This is a genomic window from Chryseobacterium angstadtii (assembly GCF_001045465.1).
GTDB lineage: Bacteria > Bacteroidota > Bacteroidia > Flavobacteriales > Weeksellaceae > Chryseobacterium > Chryseobacterium angstadtii.
The window spans coordinates 1,206,140-1,224,030 of record NZ_LFND01000003.1; the positions used below are offsets into that span (position 1 = coordinate 1,206,140).

A 17,891-nucleotide genomic window follows, 5' to 3' on the forward strand; every position below is an offset into this window, starting at 1 on the left:
TTAGTATTAGAAATTAAATAATCTTGCGGCATTGGTTCTTCCAATTTTTATTCTGTCGTTTTCACTGATCAAAGCCTGGTCAAACCAATCACTGGCTGTTTTCATACTTTCGTAGGGATAATCTGCTGAAAACATAACACGGTCAACACCAATTTCACTGATGGTATTCAGAAGGCCTTTGGTATGAAAATGTCCGCTGGTTGTAACATAGAAATTATCGTTAAAATATTCACTGACCTTTCGCTGAGCTTTTCCTAATCCTTCACCCTCTCTTTGCATATATAAACGATGCTCCAGCCTCGGCAGCATTAACGGAAGCCCTTCACCCAAATGACCGAGAATAACATTGAGATTCGGATACTTATCAAATAGCCCGCTAAGCATTAACCGGATGGCATGCGTTGCCGTTTCGTGAGCGAATCCCCATGCTGAGCCCACAAGTGAGGAATATCCTTCATAAATACGGCGTTGCGTTGGAAGCGGTTCCCTGGGGTGTAAGTATACCGGGATATTCAGTTCTGACACTTTATCCCAGAATTCCCAAACCGGTTCCTCATCTAAATATTGGGCTGTATTTTCATCACCAATATTGGTATACCCATTAATTAAAGCTCCTTTGAAACCAAATTCTTTTATTGCCCGTTCCAATTCTTTTGCCGCATCCTTTGGAGACTGTAGAGCTACCGTGGCAAAAGCACTCAGACGATCCGGATTTTTTGAAGTAAATCTCTCATAGATCTCGTCATTCGTCTTTTGAGCAAAACTTGTAGCCTTTGGAATATCAACGATTGACTGGGCCCCCGGAGATGTTAATGACAGGATGGAAATATCAATTCCGTTTTCATCCATTTCTGCAATTCTTTGTGAAACGTCCAGAAGCTTTTGATCGACATTTTCCATATAGTTTTTACCGTTTCTGGCAGATTCTCCTGACGAATTCCATAGGCTATTATTAAGTTCTGTCGTCAGATGTTCCTCTAATACGATTTTCTTTTTCATAACTATTTTGATTAATTGTATTGTTTCTCTTTTTTAATATCATCAGCAATTTTTTCCGCCATCATGATAATGGTTGGATTGGGAGCTGCCGAAACAGCATCTGGAAATATAGAAGCATCAACAACTCTCAATCCTTTTGTTTTGTATACTTTTCCTGAAAAATCGACTACTGCATTTTTGTCATTTTCTTCTCCCATTGGTACCGTTGAAAAAGGATGGTGATAAGTATCCAGGGTTGCTTTTGCCGACTGAATAATATCTTCATCACTCACCGCTTTAGCTCCCGGATTCAGCTCCTGTACAAAAATATCTTTTAAGGGTTGGGCTTTGGCTATTTTACGGGCCAGCTTAATTCCTTCCAGTAATCTTTTGCGATCTTCTTCCTCTGCTAAAAAATTTAAATCAATTACAGGCGCATCCTTAGGGTTCCTGCTTGAAAGCTTAAGGCTGCCTGATGATTTTGGGTTCGTTAATGCCACTGCCAATACAAATCCCACTTTAGTTGGGCTTTGGTCGTGTGGAAAAAGGTGTGTTGCCGTGATATGCAGATCCAGTTCTCCCTCTTTTGCATATGATGATTTCGTCCAGAGCTTGACGCCAATGACAGGTGTCTGTCTGCCTACTTTTTGCGGGTCTAAAGCATATGCATTGTAGTAAAACGGATGATCATATAATTTTTTTCCTACGGGTAATTCTGCTACAACAGGAATTTTATTTTTATCCAGCTCATCTTTAGGTCCAATACCTGAGCGGAGCAAAATTGCTGCACTTCCATACGTCCCTGCAGAAAGTATAATCTCTTTAGCTTTGAAAATACGGCCATCATCAGTAATAACGCCTATTGCTTTTTTCCCTTCAAACAGAACTCTGTCCGTAAGAGCTTCCCCAATCACTGTAAGGTTTGCCCGGTTACGGACTTCTTCATTGAGATAAGCCATGCCGGTATTATATCTTACTCCATTAATAATATTCATCGGGTAGGGACCTACACCATGTTGTTTTCCTGCGTTGAAATCTGTAATTTCTTCATATCCGTTTGCTTTGGAGGCTTCTAAAAATGCCAATTGAACAGGACTCACCTCTGTTTTAGACATCTGATGGATTAAAAAAGGTCCCTGATCACCATGCCAGGTTTTATTTTTAATATCAGAGGTTTCCATTTTTTTGAAATAGGGTAAAACATCTTCCCAGGTCCAGCCTTTTATATGGTATTTTGCCTTCCATCTTTCAAAGTCTGCAGGTAGGGCACGTACAGCAACCGAACCGTTTATTGAAGAGCTTCCGCCCAATACTTTACCTCTTGGAACGCTGAGGGATTTACCAATATATCCAGGTGTAGAGTGATATCCCCATTCATATCTTTTATCCCCATTAGCTCCCAAAATATCACTGCTTGCCAAAGTATTAGGATATCCTTTTTTATCAAATATGGGCCCTGCTTCCAGCAACAGAACTTTTTTTGCCGCGTTTTCGGAAAGTCTGTTCCCTAAAACTGCACCGGCAGATCCGGCACCTACTATTAAATAATCATATTCAGTATTTGTAGGTAAAATGATTGGACTTGTTTCCGTTTTCTTCCCATTTTGGGCATTTACATGATGTAGGGTCAAGGCTATAAAACCTATTCCCAGAACATATTTTAATAAGCTTGTTTTTGTGTTCATCGGATAATGATTTTCTTTACACAAAGTAACGATGCAAAAGAGGGCGGATAAAGGTAAAAAGCCGAAATAAAGATGGCAGAAAGCGAATGATACCGATTCACTATCAATAAGTTCAGGTCATAAAAAAGCCCGTCACTCTACGACAGGTTTTGAGATAAATAAAATCTGTTTTTATACGAATTACGAAAGATACGACCATAAGAAGCACAATCACCACTATGTGCATTGAAAGGTTATTTTGTCGGAATTTTCAAACAATCAGTTTCCGTTTTTAAACTGGCTGGGAGAAATTCCGGTCTGTTTTTTAAAGAATTTTGTAAAATTAGAGGGTTCATCAAATCCAAGATCATAACCAATTTCCTTGACTGTCATTAATTCATGCACAAGCAAACGCTTACCTTCCAGAATAATCTGTTCATTAATGAGTTCTTTAGGGGATTTTCCCAATACAGCCATGGTTGCTTTTTGCAATGTTCTTTCGCTTACGGAAAGTTCACCTGCATAATATTTTACCATAGTCTGATTCCTGAAATATTTATTGATCTGTTTTTTAAATTCTGTTACAAGCTTATTGTCCTGATTTAATGTACTGTTGTGCGTTTCGTCTATATTATTCTGTTTAAATCTGCGTTCTGAAAACAGAAGCAGATTAGATAGATAATTGTGAAGAATCTGGCTCTGGAATATATCATGATTCTTTTTGATCTCATCTGCAATTTTTGAAATCAGGGCAATAATAACATTCAGTTCATCCTCCTGGAAATTAAGGTTTGTAACGGGATATAGGTTGTTAAAGATATTGGCATTATCCATAAAATAATGATCACGGGATGACTGGTAAAAAAAATCTTTTGAAAAAGCGATAAGCCATCCGTCATAATCTATCCCCTTCCGAAAAGCATGCACCTGCCCCGGAATGATAAATAAAACATCTCCTTCTGCTATTGTTACTTCGTTGAAATCTATCATATGGGAAGATCTTCCTTTGGTAACGACCAGGATAATGTAAAAATCCGTACGGTGTGGTACCAGGACAGAATCTTTTCCTTTCTCCATTCGTTCAAAAACAGATATGACATGAAGGTTCTGTTTAGGATTTTCAATGGGTTTAAAAGCGTATGTGATAATGTGCCCCATAATTTATTTTACATTTATTGCCGTGTTTTATCCAGATGATATTTCAAATTTCGGAAAAAAACATTATTCTTTCCTTTATACAGCAAAGATTTATAGGATTTAAATTGGGCTTTGAAATAGAGACTGCTGTTTGAAGCAGGAAGGTGGAAGCCATTGAAACCTACAATGGAACTGCAAGATTGTTTTATTAATTTTTGCCTGCTGAAGAAACTAAGACAGAGTATTCATTACTAACACCTTAGCCACACAATATTAATTTCCTTAACCGTATATCTGTTTTTTTCTAAATTTGTTATAAAACCGAAAAACATTATGTCGATTAATACTTTCAATGATCTTGTTTCTGCTATTCAGGGTGGGCAGAAGAATATTATCCTTAGCAGAAGCATCCTATGCAATTACAGTCTTTTATTACCCGAAGGAGTCAATCTAAATGGAAAACCACAAGAAAACGGTGAGCTTCCTTTGCTGTCTTTTCAACATTCTGATGGAATTGGTGTGAGCGCAAACAATACAGTCAAAAACCTCAATATTGATGTACCTGTCAACCATAAAGCCATTTTTAATACGATGATAAAGCAGGACCTCGGGACTTTTACCTTTGAAAATTTACTCGTAAAAGGGCAGGTTTCTATTATTACAAGAGTGGGTGTTGAGAAAGCAAACATTGTTATTAATAATTTGGACATTCATTCGGCAGATGCCCGCCACTATTTAGAACAGCCTCAAAAATATGGAGTCAATGTATTACAGGGTGCTTTGACGATTTACAATATTAATCCCAATACAGACAGCCTTATTTCAGTTGCAGTGAGCCATTTAAGTATTGGCAGAAAGAATGCTCCCGTTTCTGGGTCTGGTGTTTTTATTTCAGGATTTGGAGACAAAGGCGGTAGAACAGAAATTTCAAAACTTCATACAAAAGCGGTTTATTCCAATGGCAAAATACCTTTGGGCGTAGCCGATTATATCACAGCGGGTGTATTTGTGCTCTATGGTGCACATGCCAATGAAGTAATTACAGACGGCGAAGTAATTACTTATGGTGTCAACGATATGGTTTTAGACGTTTGGGGAAGTGTTGACAATTGGACAAGTAATGCAGCAGTTATTTCTTATGGCCCCAGCGGGATAGGGTTTGTCAATTTTGGTATTGTAAAAAACTTTACCGTTAATGCACCTCTACAGACATATGGTCTTGGAGCAAGAGGGTACAATCAGTATGACGGGACGGTAGAGCATATTTCATTTCAATCTATAGAAACTTTCGGCGACGGCTCTGTGGGTATACAAATAAGCAAGCCCATAGGAACACTTACCATAAACGGAGATTTAGCTACACACGGTTCTGTTGGTGCTTCATTGGTAAAAGGTATCTATTTGGATTTGCCTGCATATGCTTTGAGTATAAAAAATGGTGGAGAGGCAAGAAGCATTACGGTTAAAGGAAATATTGCTACATATGGCGATAATGTAACATCATATATTGTAGAACAGGGTGGAAGTCCCGGAGTATTAACCGTAAAAGGGAAAATTACGGCAAGCGGTCAAAATTCTGAGCCAGAAGGAGTAGAATAGGGGGATTATTTTTCTTCTTGATCACAGGATTAAAAAAATCAAAAAGCTATCAAGATATTTCTAAGAACAATTAAGAAAAGAGCAATGTTTTAATTTTTCTAATAAAGCCGCCTTATTATAATGATAAGGCGGTTTTTTGCATGATGCATAATAGCATATAGAAGTCTCTTTTTTCAGCGTCCAGACTCTAACTGTACAATTAATGAAATGCAAAAATTATTTCATTGATAATCAGCCATATAACACTCTATAATTTAATGTAATATTTAAAAAAAGACAATACAATTAATACTAATTAATATAAGGATATATTGTCTCTTCGTTCTTTGTAAATACTTTTGGTTAACAAAAATATTAATATTAAAAAAATTCTTTATGAAGAAAATCTATTCTTTTTTATTCGTTACAGGACTAAGCTTATTCGCTACTGCTCAAATTACTAATCCGGCTCCATACTGTACAGCACAATCTATGAACAATTATAATATGTGGGATTATATTAATATTTCCGGAACAACTCATAGTTTTGGGAATGCAGGAACCTGGGCTAGCACCAATACTTACAAATATTACAATAATGTGGTATTTCCTTCTGTAGCAGCTGGCTCTACATTTACAATAGATCTTAGGCCTTTCGCTCCAAATGATGGTGAGCCACTGTACTTTGGTATTTTTATTGATTTTAATAATAATAATGTATTTGACGCCGATGAGCTTGTGATGAAAAATAATAATACAATCAATGCCGCGCTTCCGGTTTTCGGACAACCCATATCAGTCATTACAAAAAGTATTACCATTCCTAACACAACCACAGCCGGAAATCACAGACTAAGATTGGTGAGGATAGGAAACCCAGCCAATTTTTATAACTATTCCAACACTTTTGATGCAGGCTCCTGTGTAAACACTAATCAATTTAATTATACCAGTGTTTATGATTTTGATCTGAATGTTACCAATAATTTAGGAGTAAACGATCTTATAAAGGATAACAGTTCATTTGAAATATATCCTAATCCGGTAAACGATTATCTTAAAATTAAAAATCTCCAAAGACAAAGCATTAAAAAGATATCGATTTATAGTACATCCGGGCAAATTGTTCATCCGGAAGCTTTAAAAATGGATGGTCTTGAAAGTATTAATGTATCTGCTCTGCCAAAAGGAGTTTATTTTATCACTATAGAAACATCAGAAAGACAATATAAAAATACATTTATAAAACAATAGGCTACATTTAATTTTTCTAATAAAGCCGTCTTATTATCATGATAAGGCGGTTTTTTGTATGATGCATAATAGCATATAGAAATCTCTTTTTTCAGCTTCCAGATTCTAACAGTACAATTAATGAAATACAAAAATTATTTCATTGATAATCAACTATATAAAGCTCTGTGAATTAATGTAATATTTTTTAAAAAAGCCATACGATTAATACTAATTAATATAAGAATGTATTGTTTCTTAGTTCTTTGTAAATATTTTTGGTTACAGATTATTTGAAAAAAACATTTCAAATAATATAGAGCCTACATTTTAAACATGATTTCTTCAGACTGTCTTCACAGCATCATATTTAAATGAATTCTCTAAAAATAAAACACAAAAAAACACAAGAAATAACTTTAAATCAAATGAATGAAATTAATTATTTTCGAAATTCTCACCTCCTTACTCATTCAAAACAAATAGAGTAGGGCAATACCATTATTCCACCATTTATATTGCGTTCAACTGGCGGCAAGGATGTATGAATCCATGCAACAGTGTATTATTTTTCAGGTTTTAAGTAGCCGTTTTCGGACATGCTATCTGAGCCTGAACATATTATAATTTGCTGTTCCAGTAAAGTAAAAAAATCATTTCAAAAAAACATACATATTTCGATACACAATTCAATCAAAAAACAGTTTTATGAAAAAAATTATTACATTATTATCATTATTCTTTCTAGCTTCCTTCAATTCTCAGGTTGGAATATATACTGCCAATCCACAAGCCAGTTTAGATGTCAATAAAGTGGATGATATGACAAAAGCCGATGGGATACTGCCCCCACGTTTAACAGGGGATGAGCTGAAGGCTAAAGACGATACTTATACAAAAAATCAAAACGGTGCCATCGTGTATGTTACACAAGCCGTTACCACAGCTTCTCCAAAAACAATTCTTGTAGATGAGCAGGGGATTTATTTCTATGATTCCTTACAGGAAAGATGGAGAAAAATTATTACAGATGCCCCAATTGCCATACAGGCATTCAATGGGCAAAGGAGTACAGTAAGCGGAACCACAGTTGCTGCGGGAACAATTAAAGTTCTTGATTTCCCGGAAGTTAACATACTCCCCACAAGCGATATAGGAACCTGGAGTGCCAATAATACCATTTTTACGGTAAACAAAAAAGGAATATATCAGATAATAGCAGGAGTCCAAATGACTAATATGAGCAACGGAGCTGACTCTAATGGATTTGTAGCCATTAAAGCAGCAGGAAACACCTTTGGAGGCGGCACACAGGTTACACAGGCCGGAACCGTGTTTACGATTAACAGTTCAAGCACATTTGCGGGAATATTAAATGTGGGAGATCAAATTTCTATTACAGCCAATTCGGGTGGATCTTCCTGGAGACAGGGAAAATCATTTCTTCATATCAGCTATACGCGTAATTAATTTTTACTTTTATAATATTTTGTCTTCCGGTTTTACAATTTAAAGCCGGAAGATTAATCATTAATCAAAGTTTCATAAATTTACAAAATATGAGCTGTAATAAAGAACTTAATATATAATAATGATTACCTGTAAACGAAAAAATATCGCTTTTAAACTTTTAACAGCTGCTTTGTTTGGCTTGCATTTAAATTGTAATGCTCAGGCGGGAATGAAAGGAATCCCTGTTTTGGTAACTCAGATAACCAATATAAGTTCCGGAAATTCAGTAACATTTAAATATAACGGAAATAAATTAATTGAAACTACAGACGGGGAATTGAAATCACTATACCAGTATACAGGTAATGTGATTACACAGATTAAAGAGTATGAAAATGATGAATTAATTAAAACTGCAGACTTTACCTACCATAAAAATGGAACATTGAAGGGAATAAGAGTAGACGGGACCCGTGAAAATTATGGACATTACACGGAAGAGCAAACATTTACCTATCCAACACCTTCTACAATTGTGTGCACTGAATTTGAGCTTTATGACAACTATGAAGATCAAAAACCGCATCAATTATCAACGGTGTATACAATGAATAAAGGGAATATGATTTTAAAGAAAAATTCCTCTCATGAAGGTAAATCTGTAGAATTGGAAGTTTTAAAATCCTACACTTATGATAAGAACAATAATCCATACCTGAATATTCTAGGCTACGATAAGATTATGCCTTATATTTTAGAATCTTATGATGAATTTATGACCGGTAAAAATAATATGACCAGTTACAAACTCTTTCAGCACAAACAACCTGCGGATCTAGGGCTTACTGCCAATTTTACAATAACCTATAATAAAAATAATTTTCCAGAAAAAATAGTTTCAAAATATTACAACAAAGATGGTGTTCTTTATGATCATATAACCTATACCTATAATTACAATCAGTAAAAACAGGAAGAATGAAACCCAAAAGATTAAAATTTCTGATGGATTTCACCGTTAACATTCATAAACACTCCCGGAAAATAGCTCCGGGAGTGTTTATTTATTCTATAAGACCAAATACTTTTGTAGTTGAGAAACATCTCATTCAGAAATAATCGAAATCCACAATTTAACATAATATAAATTATAGGATTTATTTTCCGCAAAGAGAATAGGACATAATCTGCTCTCAAACAACTCTTTTCATAGTCTAAAACTAAATAATCTGAATATTTGTATTTCTGAAGGATTCCAACTCCGCATCATTGGAGTCCAGATCTGTAACCAGATAATCAACAGCATCTATGTCACAGATTTTAAAAGTTTCTGTCCGTCTTAGTTTATTCTGATTGGCCAGAGCAATTATTTTTTTTGAAGATTTAGCCATTGCTTTCTTGGTTTCTCCATCCGGAATTGATGTTGCCGAAACTCCAAAATCTGCATCAACCGCACAGGTTCCCATAATGAAAAGATCTGCAATGTATTGAGACGCTTCATTACAGGTTGTAACGCCCGTTGTGACGGCCAACTCATGGTCATACAAACCTCCGAGCATGATAAGCTCAATATTTTTAAATTGACCGATTATAGGTGGTAACGAGTAATTATTGCTGATAATTCTCAGTTTTATGTCCAAAGGCATATAGCTCGCCACTGCACAAACGGTAGTTCCGCCATCCATAAAAACAGTCATATCGTCTTTAATAAATTGTTGCGTTTTTAAAGCAACAATATCTTTTTCTTTCGTCAGAAAAGACTGTCTGTCATAAAAAGAAAGCGGATCTTTTTCTCTTAATATGGCTCCACCACGGGCTTTGGACAATAATCCGTTCCGATGCAGAATATCAATATCTCTCCTTACAGTATCTTCCGACACGTGAAGCAATACGGCCAAATCTTCAAATTTTACCTTATTTTTTTCCTTTAACTGATTAAGGATGATTTCGAAACGTTCTTCTTTTAGCATAAATTGATGATTTCCTGAGTTGATAAATAAAGGCAACCGCTATAAACAGCAAAGCTATGGCTTCAAATGCGATTGTCAAAGAAAAATGATGAGCAATAAAACCCAACAATGCGGGACCCGCCAACTGACCGGCATAGCCCATAGTTGTAATCACCGGAATGGTTACCGTTGGAGATAATCCCGGGATTTTCCCTCCTTCACTGAAAAAAACAGGAACTATATTAGCTGCACCCACGCCCAAAAGTAAAAAACCTGTAAGAGATAAAGCAATCCATGGGCTGAGCGTGATAAAAAGCATTCCTATTGCTGCTAAAATGCTCCCTCCTATCACAACTGTTTTACTGCTTATTTTACTTACAATAGCATCACCCGTCAATCTCATGACCGCCATCGCGACAGAAAAAGCAGCGTATCCTATTCCGGAAAATTCCGGCTCAACATCTTTATAATCTCTCAAAAAAATAGCACTCCAGTCCAGCATGGCTCCTTCTGAGAGAAAAACAATAAAACACATTAACCCTAAAATCAAAACACTTGAGTTCAACCACTGAAAACGACTGGAAACAGCTTCCGCTTCATCTACATGTGAAAATTGAAGGATAATAGCTTTTTCCGTTTTATAATCAAAAAGATGCTTAAACTGAAGAACTAAAAGCAGAATAAGCAGAACAGAAATGGTAATGGCGGCGTGAATAGGATTAAGCCCCATTTTGATTAAGAAACCCAATCCCAGAGATCCGAACAGCCCTCCCACACTGAAAAGCCCGTGCAGTGAAGACATAATAGGTTTACCATAACTGTTCTGTACCTGTACTCCATGGGCATTCATCGCTACATCTACACTTCCGATACTGCATCCAAACGCAAAAAGCACCAATCCCATTATGTAAATATTCGGGATAATCAACAGACATGGCAGCAATAAAGCTGCTGATAACACGCTTCCCGCAATAATTTTCCTGGTTCCCAGCCTGCTGATCAGAATCCCTGTCAAAGGCATCATCACTAATGCTCCGCATCCTAAGAGAAGCAGCAATAAACCTAAATCGGCTTCATTCAAACCTAATCTGTCTTTTGCTAAAGGAACCATAGGAGCCCAGCTTGCTATTCCGAGTCCGCAGACTAAAAATATAAACTGGGTCGCTCTTTTTGCTTTGACAATTTTTTCGTCAATCATAATCTAATTATTTTTTATTTTGCAAATTTATGCAAATTTGTATATTTTTGCAAAATAATTTTTAAGTTAAATAAGCAATGAAAATAAGAATCGAGCATTATGCGATATGGTGTCAGGATTTAGAACTGATGAAAACATTTTATATGACCTACTTCGGAATGAGCAGCAATGAGAAATATATCAATCCAACAAAGAAATACGAATCCTATTTCCTCAGCTTCCAGGACTCTTCATCGCCCAGAATTGAGCTGATGAAAAGACCGGATATTGCTGAAAATAAAAGTGTACGGGGAATGTTAACCGGATATGCTCATGTTGCTTTTTCAGTAGGAAACAGAGAAACGGTTGATAGACTGACCGCTAATTTACGCAAGGAAGGTTACAAAGTCATCAGCGAATGCAGAGTTACAGGAGACGGCTACTACGAAAGCGTTATAGAAGACCCCGAAGGAAACTGGATAGAAATCACAACGTAATTTTCCAACTCAAAAAAAAGCATTGAATCCTTGTAAAAAATCAAAGTATTTTAATTTTAGTACTGATCTTCAAGGCAATGTAAATTTGAGTGTATACTTCAGAGATTTTTTTGGAAGATACCGAACCGGATGATTGTAAAAATAATAATTTTAAATAAAAACACATTAGTAAAAATGACAATACGTCATTAAAATTTACTAAATTAACAACAAATCAATACAAATTATTATGAAAAAATTATTCTACTCGTTATTATTTACCACAACACTGATCAATGCTCAAGTTACAAGTTTTCCTTGGACAGAAACATTTGAAACAGATTCTCCAACTGCGACATCCTGGACCAAAATCTATGAGTCAGGAAACAAAGAGTGGTCAATTGTACAGACAGCGAATCCGGGTTATTACACCAGCTCAGGCCCCTACGCTGGGAGCTATATGGCTCAGTTTGACGTTACAGCCTTCAATGGGGCAACCACAAAGTATGTAAGTCCTGTTTTAAATTTATCTTCAGCAACCAGTCCTTCGTTAGAATTTTATTTCCGAAATGAAGCTTGGGATAGCGACCAAAATGAAATCAATGTATACTACAGAACTTCAACTTCCGGAGCCTGGACATTAATATCAAATTATAATACCAGCGTAGCCGACTGGACCAGCTCAGGTATCCTTCCGCTGCCATCCCCCTCAGCCACTTATCAGATAGCCATTGAAGGGGTCGCAAACTATGGATATGCTATAAATGTGGACAATGTAACTGTAAATGCAGGAACTCTCTCAACTTCAGAAACAAAATTAAAAGCTCCGCAAATCAAAATATTTCCTAATCCGGTAAGCAAAACATTAAGCATTGATTCCAAAGAAAAAATAGCAGACGCTACCATTCATGATGTTTCCGGTAAAATAATCAGAACAGAAAAAATCTCTGATAACCAGATTTCTGTTGAATATTTAAAACCTGGAGTATATTTTATTACGGTTAAGCATGTTGACGGAACAAGCAACACTTTAAAATTTATAAAAAAGTAATAAGATGATCCTCTCAATGTCATAAGAGCTATGTGGACAAGTTAAAAAGTTCTATTCATCAATGATTACTCTTAACAAACTAAATAAGAATCAGCGCGTACTGATTCTTATTTAGTTTATTGGAACAAGCAACCCGTAATGGACATGCTCCAATTTCAAGATATTAATTGAGGAACCCCTTAATTCCCAGTATTAATCGCAGATAAGCGCAGTTTATTTACAGAAAATACAGTCTGTTTTGAACCAAATTTTGTACATTTGTTGATATATTTTGTATCAATGTCAATTTTTTCAAACAATATTCGTTTCCTGAGAGGAAAAAGAAACCTTTCTCAACAATCTGTAGCCAATGAACTTACTATTTCACGTGTAAGATATTCCAAATATGAGAACGGAATATCCGAACCGCCTATTGAGCTTCTTGTAAAAATGTCCAAATATTTTCACGTCAGTATAGATCTTCTGGTCTCTGTAGACATCCGTAAATACCCTATGGAAGAAATGCTGAAGCTTCCTGACAACAGAATTGTTCTTCCGGTGGCAGTGGATCATCAGGGAAATGATACCATTGAAATTATTCCACAGAAAGCTTCTATGGGTTATCTGGAAGGTTACAGTGATGTGGGATACATCGAAAGTCTTCAGAGAATAGCCCTACCCTTTCTTACAAACGGCAAATATAGAGCTTTTCCGGCAGACGGAGACTCTATGCCTCCATTTAGAAACGGCTCTTATATTGTAGGAAAATATGTGGAAGGAATTCCTGAACTGAAACCCGGCAAAACCTATGTTTTCATTACCTTAAATGATGGAATCACGTATAAGCGTTTCAAGGAAATCAAAGGAAACAGTATTTGTGTAAGTGCAGACAATTCTTTTTATGAGCCTTATGACATCCCGTTTGAAGAGGTTGTGGAGATCTGGCAGTATGCTTCGGGCATTTTCCCGGAAGATTTTGAGCCAGGCGACTATGAAAACTACAATTTTAAAGAAATGTTCAGAGAGTTGAAGCAGGATATTCAAAAACTGGACAAAAAAGTATCAGGCCGCAGGAAATCTTAAAAAATCCGAGTCTAGATAGTATTTTTTCAGTTTTGGTTTAATATTCATATTTTCTTATAATAAAAAAACGGGTCAGCTGGCCCGTTTTTGTTATTCAATTTTTCTTTTTATAAACATACAAACCCGTAAAAGCTACTGAAACACTCTCCGATTGTGTATTATTTTTAATCAATAAAGTGATTTTTTAATTTCAAAAACATCTAAAAAAAATGTTATTTTGTCATGAGGACCAATGAAACAGTATGAAAAAAAAATCATGGCCGGAAGAATTTCCAACCATGATTACGGACTGCTCTAATGTTCTTATTTTGAATAAATAAGCCTCATTATTTTCTAATAATTCCCGGATACTTTAAGGGCATTGGCTTCTTCTTCCCATTTTTTAGCCTGAACATTGTCTCCAACCTTTTTATACAAATTGGCCAAAGTATCGGTATTGTAATAACTTTTATTCTTTTTTACAGACTCCTGAGCCCACATAATAGCTTTTTCCAACGAGGATTTGGTATTTACATTCTCAAAAAATGCCCAGGCTACCGAGTTAAGCTCTTCAGGACTGGCTGTAGAATATTCTTTATACAATTCAAGTGTTAATTTTTCATAAGTAGCAATATCTTTTTTAGACAAAGCCTGGGAAGCTTTATACTTTGATAATTCTCTCTCCGCTTCTTCTTTATTTAGAAATTTTCGGGCTTCAGCTAAGAAATTGGTATCACTAAATTTATCAGGATGTTGCTTAAAATTATTCAAAAGAGTGCTCAATTTAATATTTCTATCTATAGTATTGTATTCTTCTTCTGAAATCGTCTTTATGATAATTGACTTTTTTTCCTTGAAAAATGGATACAGAGGAGATGCTGTACTTCTGATATTTGATGTTAATAACATGATATCTTCTTTGTCCATTTGACCTTTAGAACTTAATGAATATCTTTCAAAAACCTTAACAGCAAAGTCAGCATCGAATCTAACGGTTAAATTGATCAGATTTTTCAAAAAAGCAGGATCCTTTTCTCCTTCTTCAAATTTCCGTTTGAGAACTGAGAGGTTTCTATTAGGATCCTGGGCATCTTTTGCAACCTGGATAAATTCATCTACATTAGAATACGAACCTAAGCCCCGATGTACTTCCTCTCCCTTACTATTGAGAAATAAATAGGTAGGATAAGAACTTACTTTATATTTTTTGGCCACTTCAATTCCCTCTCCTTTCTCCATATCTATTTTCACACTAATAAAATGATCATTAAAATAATTTCCAACAACAGGTAACGGAAAAATATTTTTTGCCATAAGCTTGCAAGGTCCACACCAGGATGTGTATGCATCTATAAATACAAGTTTATTTTCTTTCTCAGCCTTTGCCATAGCTGTACTAAGATTACTCTCTTCAAATTTAATTCCCTGAGCGTGCATACAGGCTCCGAAAATGATTAACGATAAAATGATTAATTTTTTCATAACTTTTTGTTTAAAATTTTACTTTTTTATAATAATTGACTCCACATCTAAGGAATTCTTTAAAAGCCTCTTTGGACATATAACCTGATACGGGCGTATTAATAACTTTTCCGTCCGGTGTGATCAGAACATAAAGAGGTTGCGAATTGTTGTTGAAATTCACTTGTTGGAAAAGACTCCACCGGTCTCCCACTGTCTTAATTTTTTTAATCTGCCCGTCACCAAGATCTATTTTCGTTTTCTGATCTTCAGGAAGCTCTTCTTTATCATCTACATATAAAGAAGCGAGTACTACATCATTTTGAAGGATCGGTAAGATATCCGGCTCACTCCATACGAATTCCTCCATTTTCCGGCAGTTTTCACAACCGTAGCCCGTGAAGTCTATCAGAATAGGTTTGTTTTCTTTTTTGGCCAATTCAATCGCTTTAAAGAAATCGTGCTCAGGATGCATGCCGAGAATTCCGTCTTTTTCATTATGCAGATAACTTACATTTAATGGAGGCAAAATTCCGCTTAACAGCTGTAATTTTGGACGCTCACTCGGAACCAATCCCTGTATCAGATAAATCACAAATCCAATTCCTAATACTCCTAATATTTTTCGGGTAATGGAAATTTTAGGCTTTTTATCGTCGTGCGGAAATCTGATGATGCCGAATAAATATAACACCAGTCCTAATGTGATGATGATCCAGATAGCTATGAAAAGCTCTCTTTTCAGGAAAAATGTTTTAGAAACCAAATCCGCTTTAGATAAAAACTTTAAGGCTAAAGCCAATTCTATGAAACCAAGAACCACTTTCACCGTATTCATCCATCCTCCGGACTTTGGAAGACTCTTTAATGCTTGTGGGAATAAAGCCAGTAATCCGAAAACAATGGCCCAGGCCAGCCCGAATCCTGCCAGTGCAAAAGTAAGCAGCATAGGAACATTGGATGATCCCGTCACTGCACTTCCTAACAATCCTCCCAGGATAGGTCCTGTACATGAGAAAGATACAATGACCAGCGTTAATGCCATGAAGAAAATACCGACAAGACCTCCCGCTTCTTCTGCTTTTGAAGATTTATTCGCAATGGAGCTTGGCAACGTGATATCATAATACCCGAAGAAACTTCCGGCAAAGAAAATGAATATAATAAAGAAGGCAATATTCAGCCATACACTTGTAGAAATTTCATTGAAAATATTTCCTGCAATACCATCAATCAAATGGAAAGGTACACTTAGCAGAACAAAGATCAGAAGAATGAAAAATCCGTAGATCAAGGCGTCTCTTTTTCCTTTTGCCTTATTGCTGCTCCCTTTGGCAAAGAAAGAAACCGTAAGCGGAATCATTGGAAAAACGCATGGCGTAAGCAAAGCAATCAATCCTCCTATGAATCCCAGGAACAGATACGTCCAGTAATTTTCATCAATCTTGGCAGATGCAGTTCCACAATCCGTTAAAGGCTTCTGGAAATCAATAGTCTCTATTTTCAGTTGCTTAGGATCCAGTTTAGATGTTTCAGTCACCGTTACCTGATCTTTTACAGGATTGGCAACAACCGTTTCTACTGTTTTAGCTGAATCTTTCGCAGTTTCCGTTTTTTCTTCTTCTGCTGCTACTTCAGGAGTCCCTTTTGGAGTTACTTTCTGATTGAATTCTAACGTATTGGGAGCCAGGCAGACTCTGTCATCACAGGTCTGGTAGGTAATTTCAGATGTGACATCTCCCAGCTTGGTCGGATCTTTGAGTTTGAATTTCTGTTTAAAACCCGCAGAATTGGAATAAAAAACAATCTTTCCCCCAAAAGCTTCTGAAAAAAAAAAATAAAGAAGGCAATATTCAGCCATACACTTGTAGAAATTTCATTGAAAATATTTCCTGCAATACCATCAATCAAATGGAAAGGTACACTTAGCAGAACAAAGATCAGAAGAATGAAAAATCCGTAGATCAAGGCGTCTCTTTTTCCTTTTGCCTTATTGCTGCTCCCTTTTGTAAAGAAAGAAACCGTCAGCGGAATCATTGGAAAAACGCATGGCGTAAGCAAAGCAATCAACCCTCCTATGAATCCCAGGAACAGATACGTCCAGTAATTTTCATCAATCTTGGCAGATGCTGTTCCGCAATCCGTTAAAGGTTTTTGAAAGTCAATAGTCTCAATTTTCAGTTGCTTAGGATCCAGTTTAGACGTTTCAGTCACCGTTACCTGATCTTTTACAGGATTGGCGACAACTGTTTCTACTGTTTTAGCTGAATCTTTCGCCGTTTCCGTTTTTTCTTCTACTGCTGCTACTTCAGGAGTCCCTTTTGGAGTTACTTTCTGATTGAATTCTAACGTATTAGGTGCCAGACAGACTCTGTCATCACAGGTCTGATAGGTAATTTCAGAGGTGACATCTCCCGGTTTGGTCGGATCTTTGAGTTTGAATTTCTGTTTAAAACCCGCAGAATTGGAATAAAAAACAATCTTTCCCCCAAAAGCTTCTGAAAACTCTTCATGCTTTTTACCAACTTCGGTAAATTTTCCTATCAGCTCAATGTTTTTTCCGGAAACTTTATACTCCGTAGGAATTCCTGTATCTTCCGGAAGATCTTTGGAATAAATATGCCAGCCGCTTTCCATGGTTGCATTTAAAACAGCCTCGTATTGATTGTTCCCCAAATCGTTGATGGTAAACTT

13 protein-coding genes and 2 pseudogenes are annotated in these 17,891 nt (G+C 36.2%); 7 read left to right on the plus strand and 8 right to left on the minus strand.

Annotation, left to right across the window (positions count from 1 at the left end; translation table 11 throughout):
* Window positions 1-6: 6 nt before the first annotated feature.
* From ACM46_RS13290 to ACM46_RS13300, 3 genes are all read right to left on the minus strand, one after another.
* Complete coding sequence (locus ACM46_RS13290) at window positions 7-999, minus strand: amidohydrolase family protein (protein ID WP_048507092.1); 993 nt, start codon at window positions 997-999, stop codon at window positions 7-9.
* Window positions 1,000-1,010: 11 nt separating this feature from the next.
* Window positions 1,011-2,663: a GMC family oxidoreductase gene (locus tag ACM46_RS13295; RefSeq protein WP_083997406.1), complete on the minus strand. Its 1,653-nt coding sequence runs from the start codon at window positions 2,661-2,663 to the stop codon at window positions 1,011-1,013.
* Between the two features lie 258 nt (window positions 2,664-2,921).
* On the minus strand, window positions 2,922-3,800 hold the full coding sequence (locus ACM46_RS13300) for an AraC family transcriptional regulator (protein WP_083997407.1): 879 nt from the start codon (window positions 3,798-3,800) through the stop codon (window positions 2,922-2,924).
* Between the two features lie 312 nt (window positions 3,801-4,112).
* Here ACM46_RS13300 and ACM46_RS13305 point away from each other — a divergent pair, with 312 nt between their 5' ends.
* The 4 genes from ACM46_RS13305 to ACM46_RS13320 all read left to right on the plus strand — a co-directional run bounded on the left by ACM46_RS13305 (window position 4,113) and on the right by ACM46_RS13320 (window position 9,009).
* Window positions 4,113-5,378, plus strand: a complete 1,266-nt coding sequence (locus tag ACM46_RS13305; protein WP_083997408.1) for a hypothetical protein — start codon at window positions 4,113-4,115, stop codon at window positions 5,376-5,378.
* Window positions 5,379-5,753: 375 nt separating this feature from the next.
* A complete protein-coding gene (locus ACM46_RS13310) occupies window positions 5,754-6,611 on the plus strand; it encodes a T9SS type A sorting domain-containing protein (RefSeq protein WP_048507095.1) in 858 nt (285 codons plus the stop codon).
* Between the two features lie 687 nt (window positions 6,612-7,298).
* Window positions 7,299-8,060: a hypothetical protein gene (locus ACM46_RS13315; RefSeq protein WP_048507096.1), complete on the plus strand. Its 762-nt coding sequence runs from the start codon at window positions 7,299-7,301 to the stop codon at window positions 8,058-8,060.
* A 121-nt stretch (window positions 8,061-8,181) separates the two neighbouring features.
* A complete protein-coding gene (locus ACM46_RS13320; RefSeq protein WP_131707589.1) occupies window positions 8,182-9,009 on the plus strand; it encodes a hypothetical protein in 828 nt (275 codons plus the stop codon).
* A 253-nt stretch (window positions 9,010-9,262) separates the two neighbouring features.
* Here ACM46_RS13320 and ACM46_RS13325 read toward each other — a convergent pair whose 3' ends face one another.
* Window positions 9,263-10,012: a DeoR/GlpR family DNA-binding transcription regulator gene (locus ACM46_RS13325; RefSeq protein WP_048507098.1), complete on the minus strand. Its 750-nt coding sequence runs from the start codon at window positions 10,010-10,012 to the stop codon at window positions 9,263-9,265.
* Window positions 9,978-11,189: an MFS transporter gene (locus ACM46_RS13330; RefSeq protein WP_048507099.1), complete on the minus strand. Its 1,212-nt coding sequence runs from the start codon at window positions 11,187-11,189 to the stop codon at window positions 9,978-9,980. Before ACM46_RS13330 ends, ACM46_RS13325 begins: the two co-directional genes overlap by 35 nt.
* 77 nt (window positions 11,190-11,266) lie before the next feature.
* Between ACM46_RS13330 and ACM46_RS13335 the strand changes: the two genes are divergently transcribed.
* The 3 genes from ACM46_RS13335 to ACM46_RS13345 all read left to right on the plus strand — a co-directional run bounded on the left by ACM46_RS13335 (window position 11,267) and on the right by ACM46_RS13345 (window position 13,757).
* Window positions 11,267-11,665, plus strand: a complete 399-nt coding sequence (locus ACM46_RS13335; protein WP_338151995.1) for a VOC family protein — start codon at window positions 11,267-11,269, stop codon at window positions 11,663-11,665.
* A 229-nt stretch (window positions 11,666-11,894) separates the two neighbouring features.
* Window positions 11,895-12,695 (plus strand): T9SS-dependent choice-of-anchor J family protein, encoded by an 801-nt coding sequence (locus ACM46_RS13340; protein WP_048507100.1) that lies wholly within the window; start codon window positions 11,895-11,897, stop codon window positions 12,693-12,695.
* Window positions 12,696-12,974: 279 nt separating this feature from the next.
* Window positions 12,975-13,757, plus strand: a complete 783-nt coding sequence (locus tag ACM46_RS13345; protein ID WP_048507101.1) for an XRE family transcriptional regulator — start codon at window positions 12,975-12,977, stop codon at window positions 13,755-13,757.
* A gap of 333 nt (window positions 13,758-14,090) precedes the next feature.
* On the opposite strand, the gene ACM46_RS13350 is transcribed toward ACM46_RS13345, so the two are convergent.
* The 3 genes and pseudogenes from ACM46_RS13350 to ACM46_RS23010 form a co-directional block, all read right to left on the minus strand.
* Window positions 14,091-15,218, minus strand: a complete 1,128-nt coding sequence (locus tag ACM46_RS13350; RefSeq protein ID WP_048507102.1) for a thioredoxin family protein — start codon at window positions 15,216-15,218, stop codon at window positions 14,091-14,093.
* Window positions 15,219-15,228: 10 nt separating this feature from the next.
* Window positions 15,229-17,028 (minus strand): annotated as a pseudogene (locus ACM46_RS23680) (protein-disulfide reductase DsbD family protein); the annotation flags it as partial.
* A pseudogene (locus tag ACM46_RS23010) lies at window positions 17,028-17,891 on the minus strand (protein-disulfide reductase DsbD domain-containing protein); the annotation flags it as partial. The pseudogenes ACM46_RS23680 and ACM46_RS23010, both read right to left, overlap by 1 nt.

Bases quoted from the DNA above. Each gene is read 5' to 3' on its own strand.
- ACM46_RS13310 (WP_048507095.1), top strand. From the start codon at position 5,754: ATGAAGAAAATCTATTCTTTTTTATTCGTTACAGGACTAAGCTTATTC.
- ACM46_RS13335 (WP_338151995.1), top strand. From the start codon at position 11,267: ATGAAAATAAGAATCGAGCATTATGCGATATGGTGTCAGGATTTAGAA.
- ACM46_RS13320 (WP_131707589.1), top strand. From the start codon at position 8,182: ATGATTACCTGTAAACGAAAAAATATCGCTTTTAAACTTTTAACAGCT.
- ACM46_RS13300 (WP_083997407.1), bottom strand. From the start codon at position 3,800: ATGGGGCACATTATCACATACGCTTTTAAACCCATTGAAAATCCTAAA.
- ACM46_RS13345 (WP_048507101.1), top strand. From the start codon at position 12,975: ATGTCAATTTTTTCAAACAATATTCGTTTCCTGAGAGGAAAAAGAAAC.
- ACM46_RS13315 (WP_048507096.1), top strand. From the start codon at position 7,299: ATGAAAAAAATTATTACATTATTATCATTATTCTTTCTAGCTTCCTTC.
- ACM46_RS13350 (WP_048507102.1), bottom strand. From the start codon at position 15,218: ATGAAAAAATTAATCATTTTATCGTTAATCATTTTCGGAGCCTGTATG.
- ACM46_RS13305 (WP_083997408.1), top strand. From the start codon at position 4,113: ATGTCGATTAATACTTTCAATGATCTTGTTTCTGCTATTCAGGGTGGG.
- ACM46_RS13325 (WP_048507098.1), bottom strand. From the start codon at position 10,012: ATGCTAAAAGAAGAACGTTTCGAAATCATCCTTAATCAGTTAAAGGAA.
- ACM46_RS13330 (WP_048507099.1), bottom strand. From the start codon at position 11,189: ATGATTGACGAAAAAATTGTCAAAGCAAAAAGAGCGACCCAGTTTATA.
- ACM46_RS13340 (WP_048507100.1), top strand. From the start codon at position 11,895: ATGAAAAAATTATTCTACTCGTTATTATTTACCACAACACTGATCAAT.
- ACM46_RS13290 (WP_048507092.1), bottom strand. From the start codon at position 999: ATGAAAAAGAAAATCGTATTAGAGGAACATCTGACGACAGAACTTAAT.
- ACM46_RS13295 (WP_083997406.1), bottom strand. From the start codon at position 2,663: ATGAACACAAAAACAAGCTTATTAAAATATGTTCTGGGAATAGGTTTT.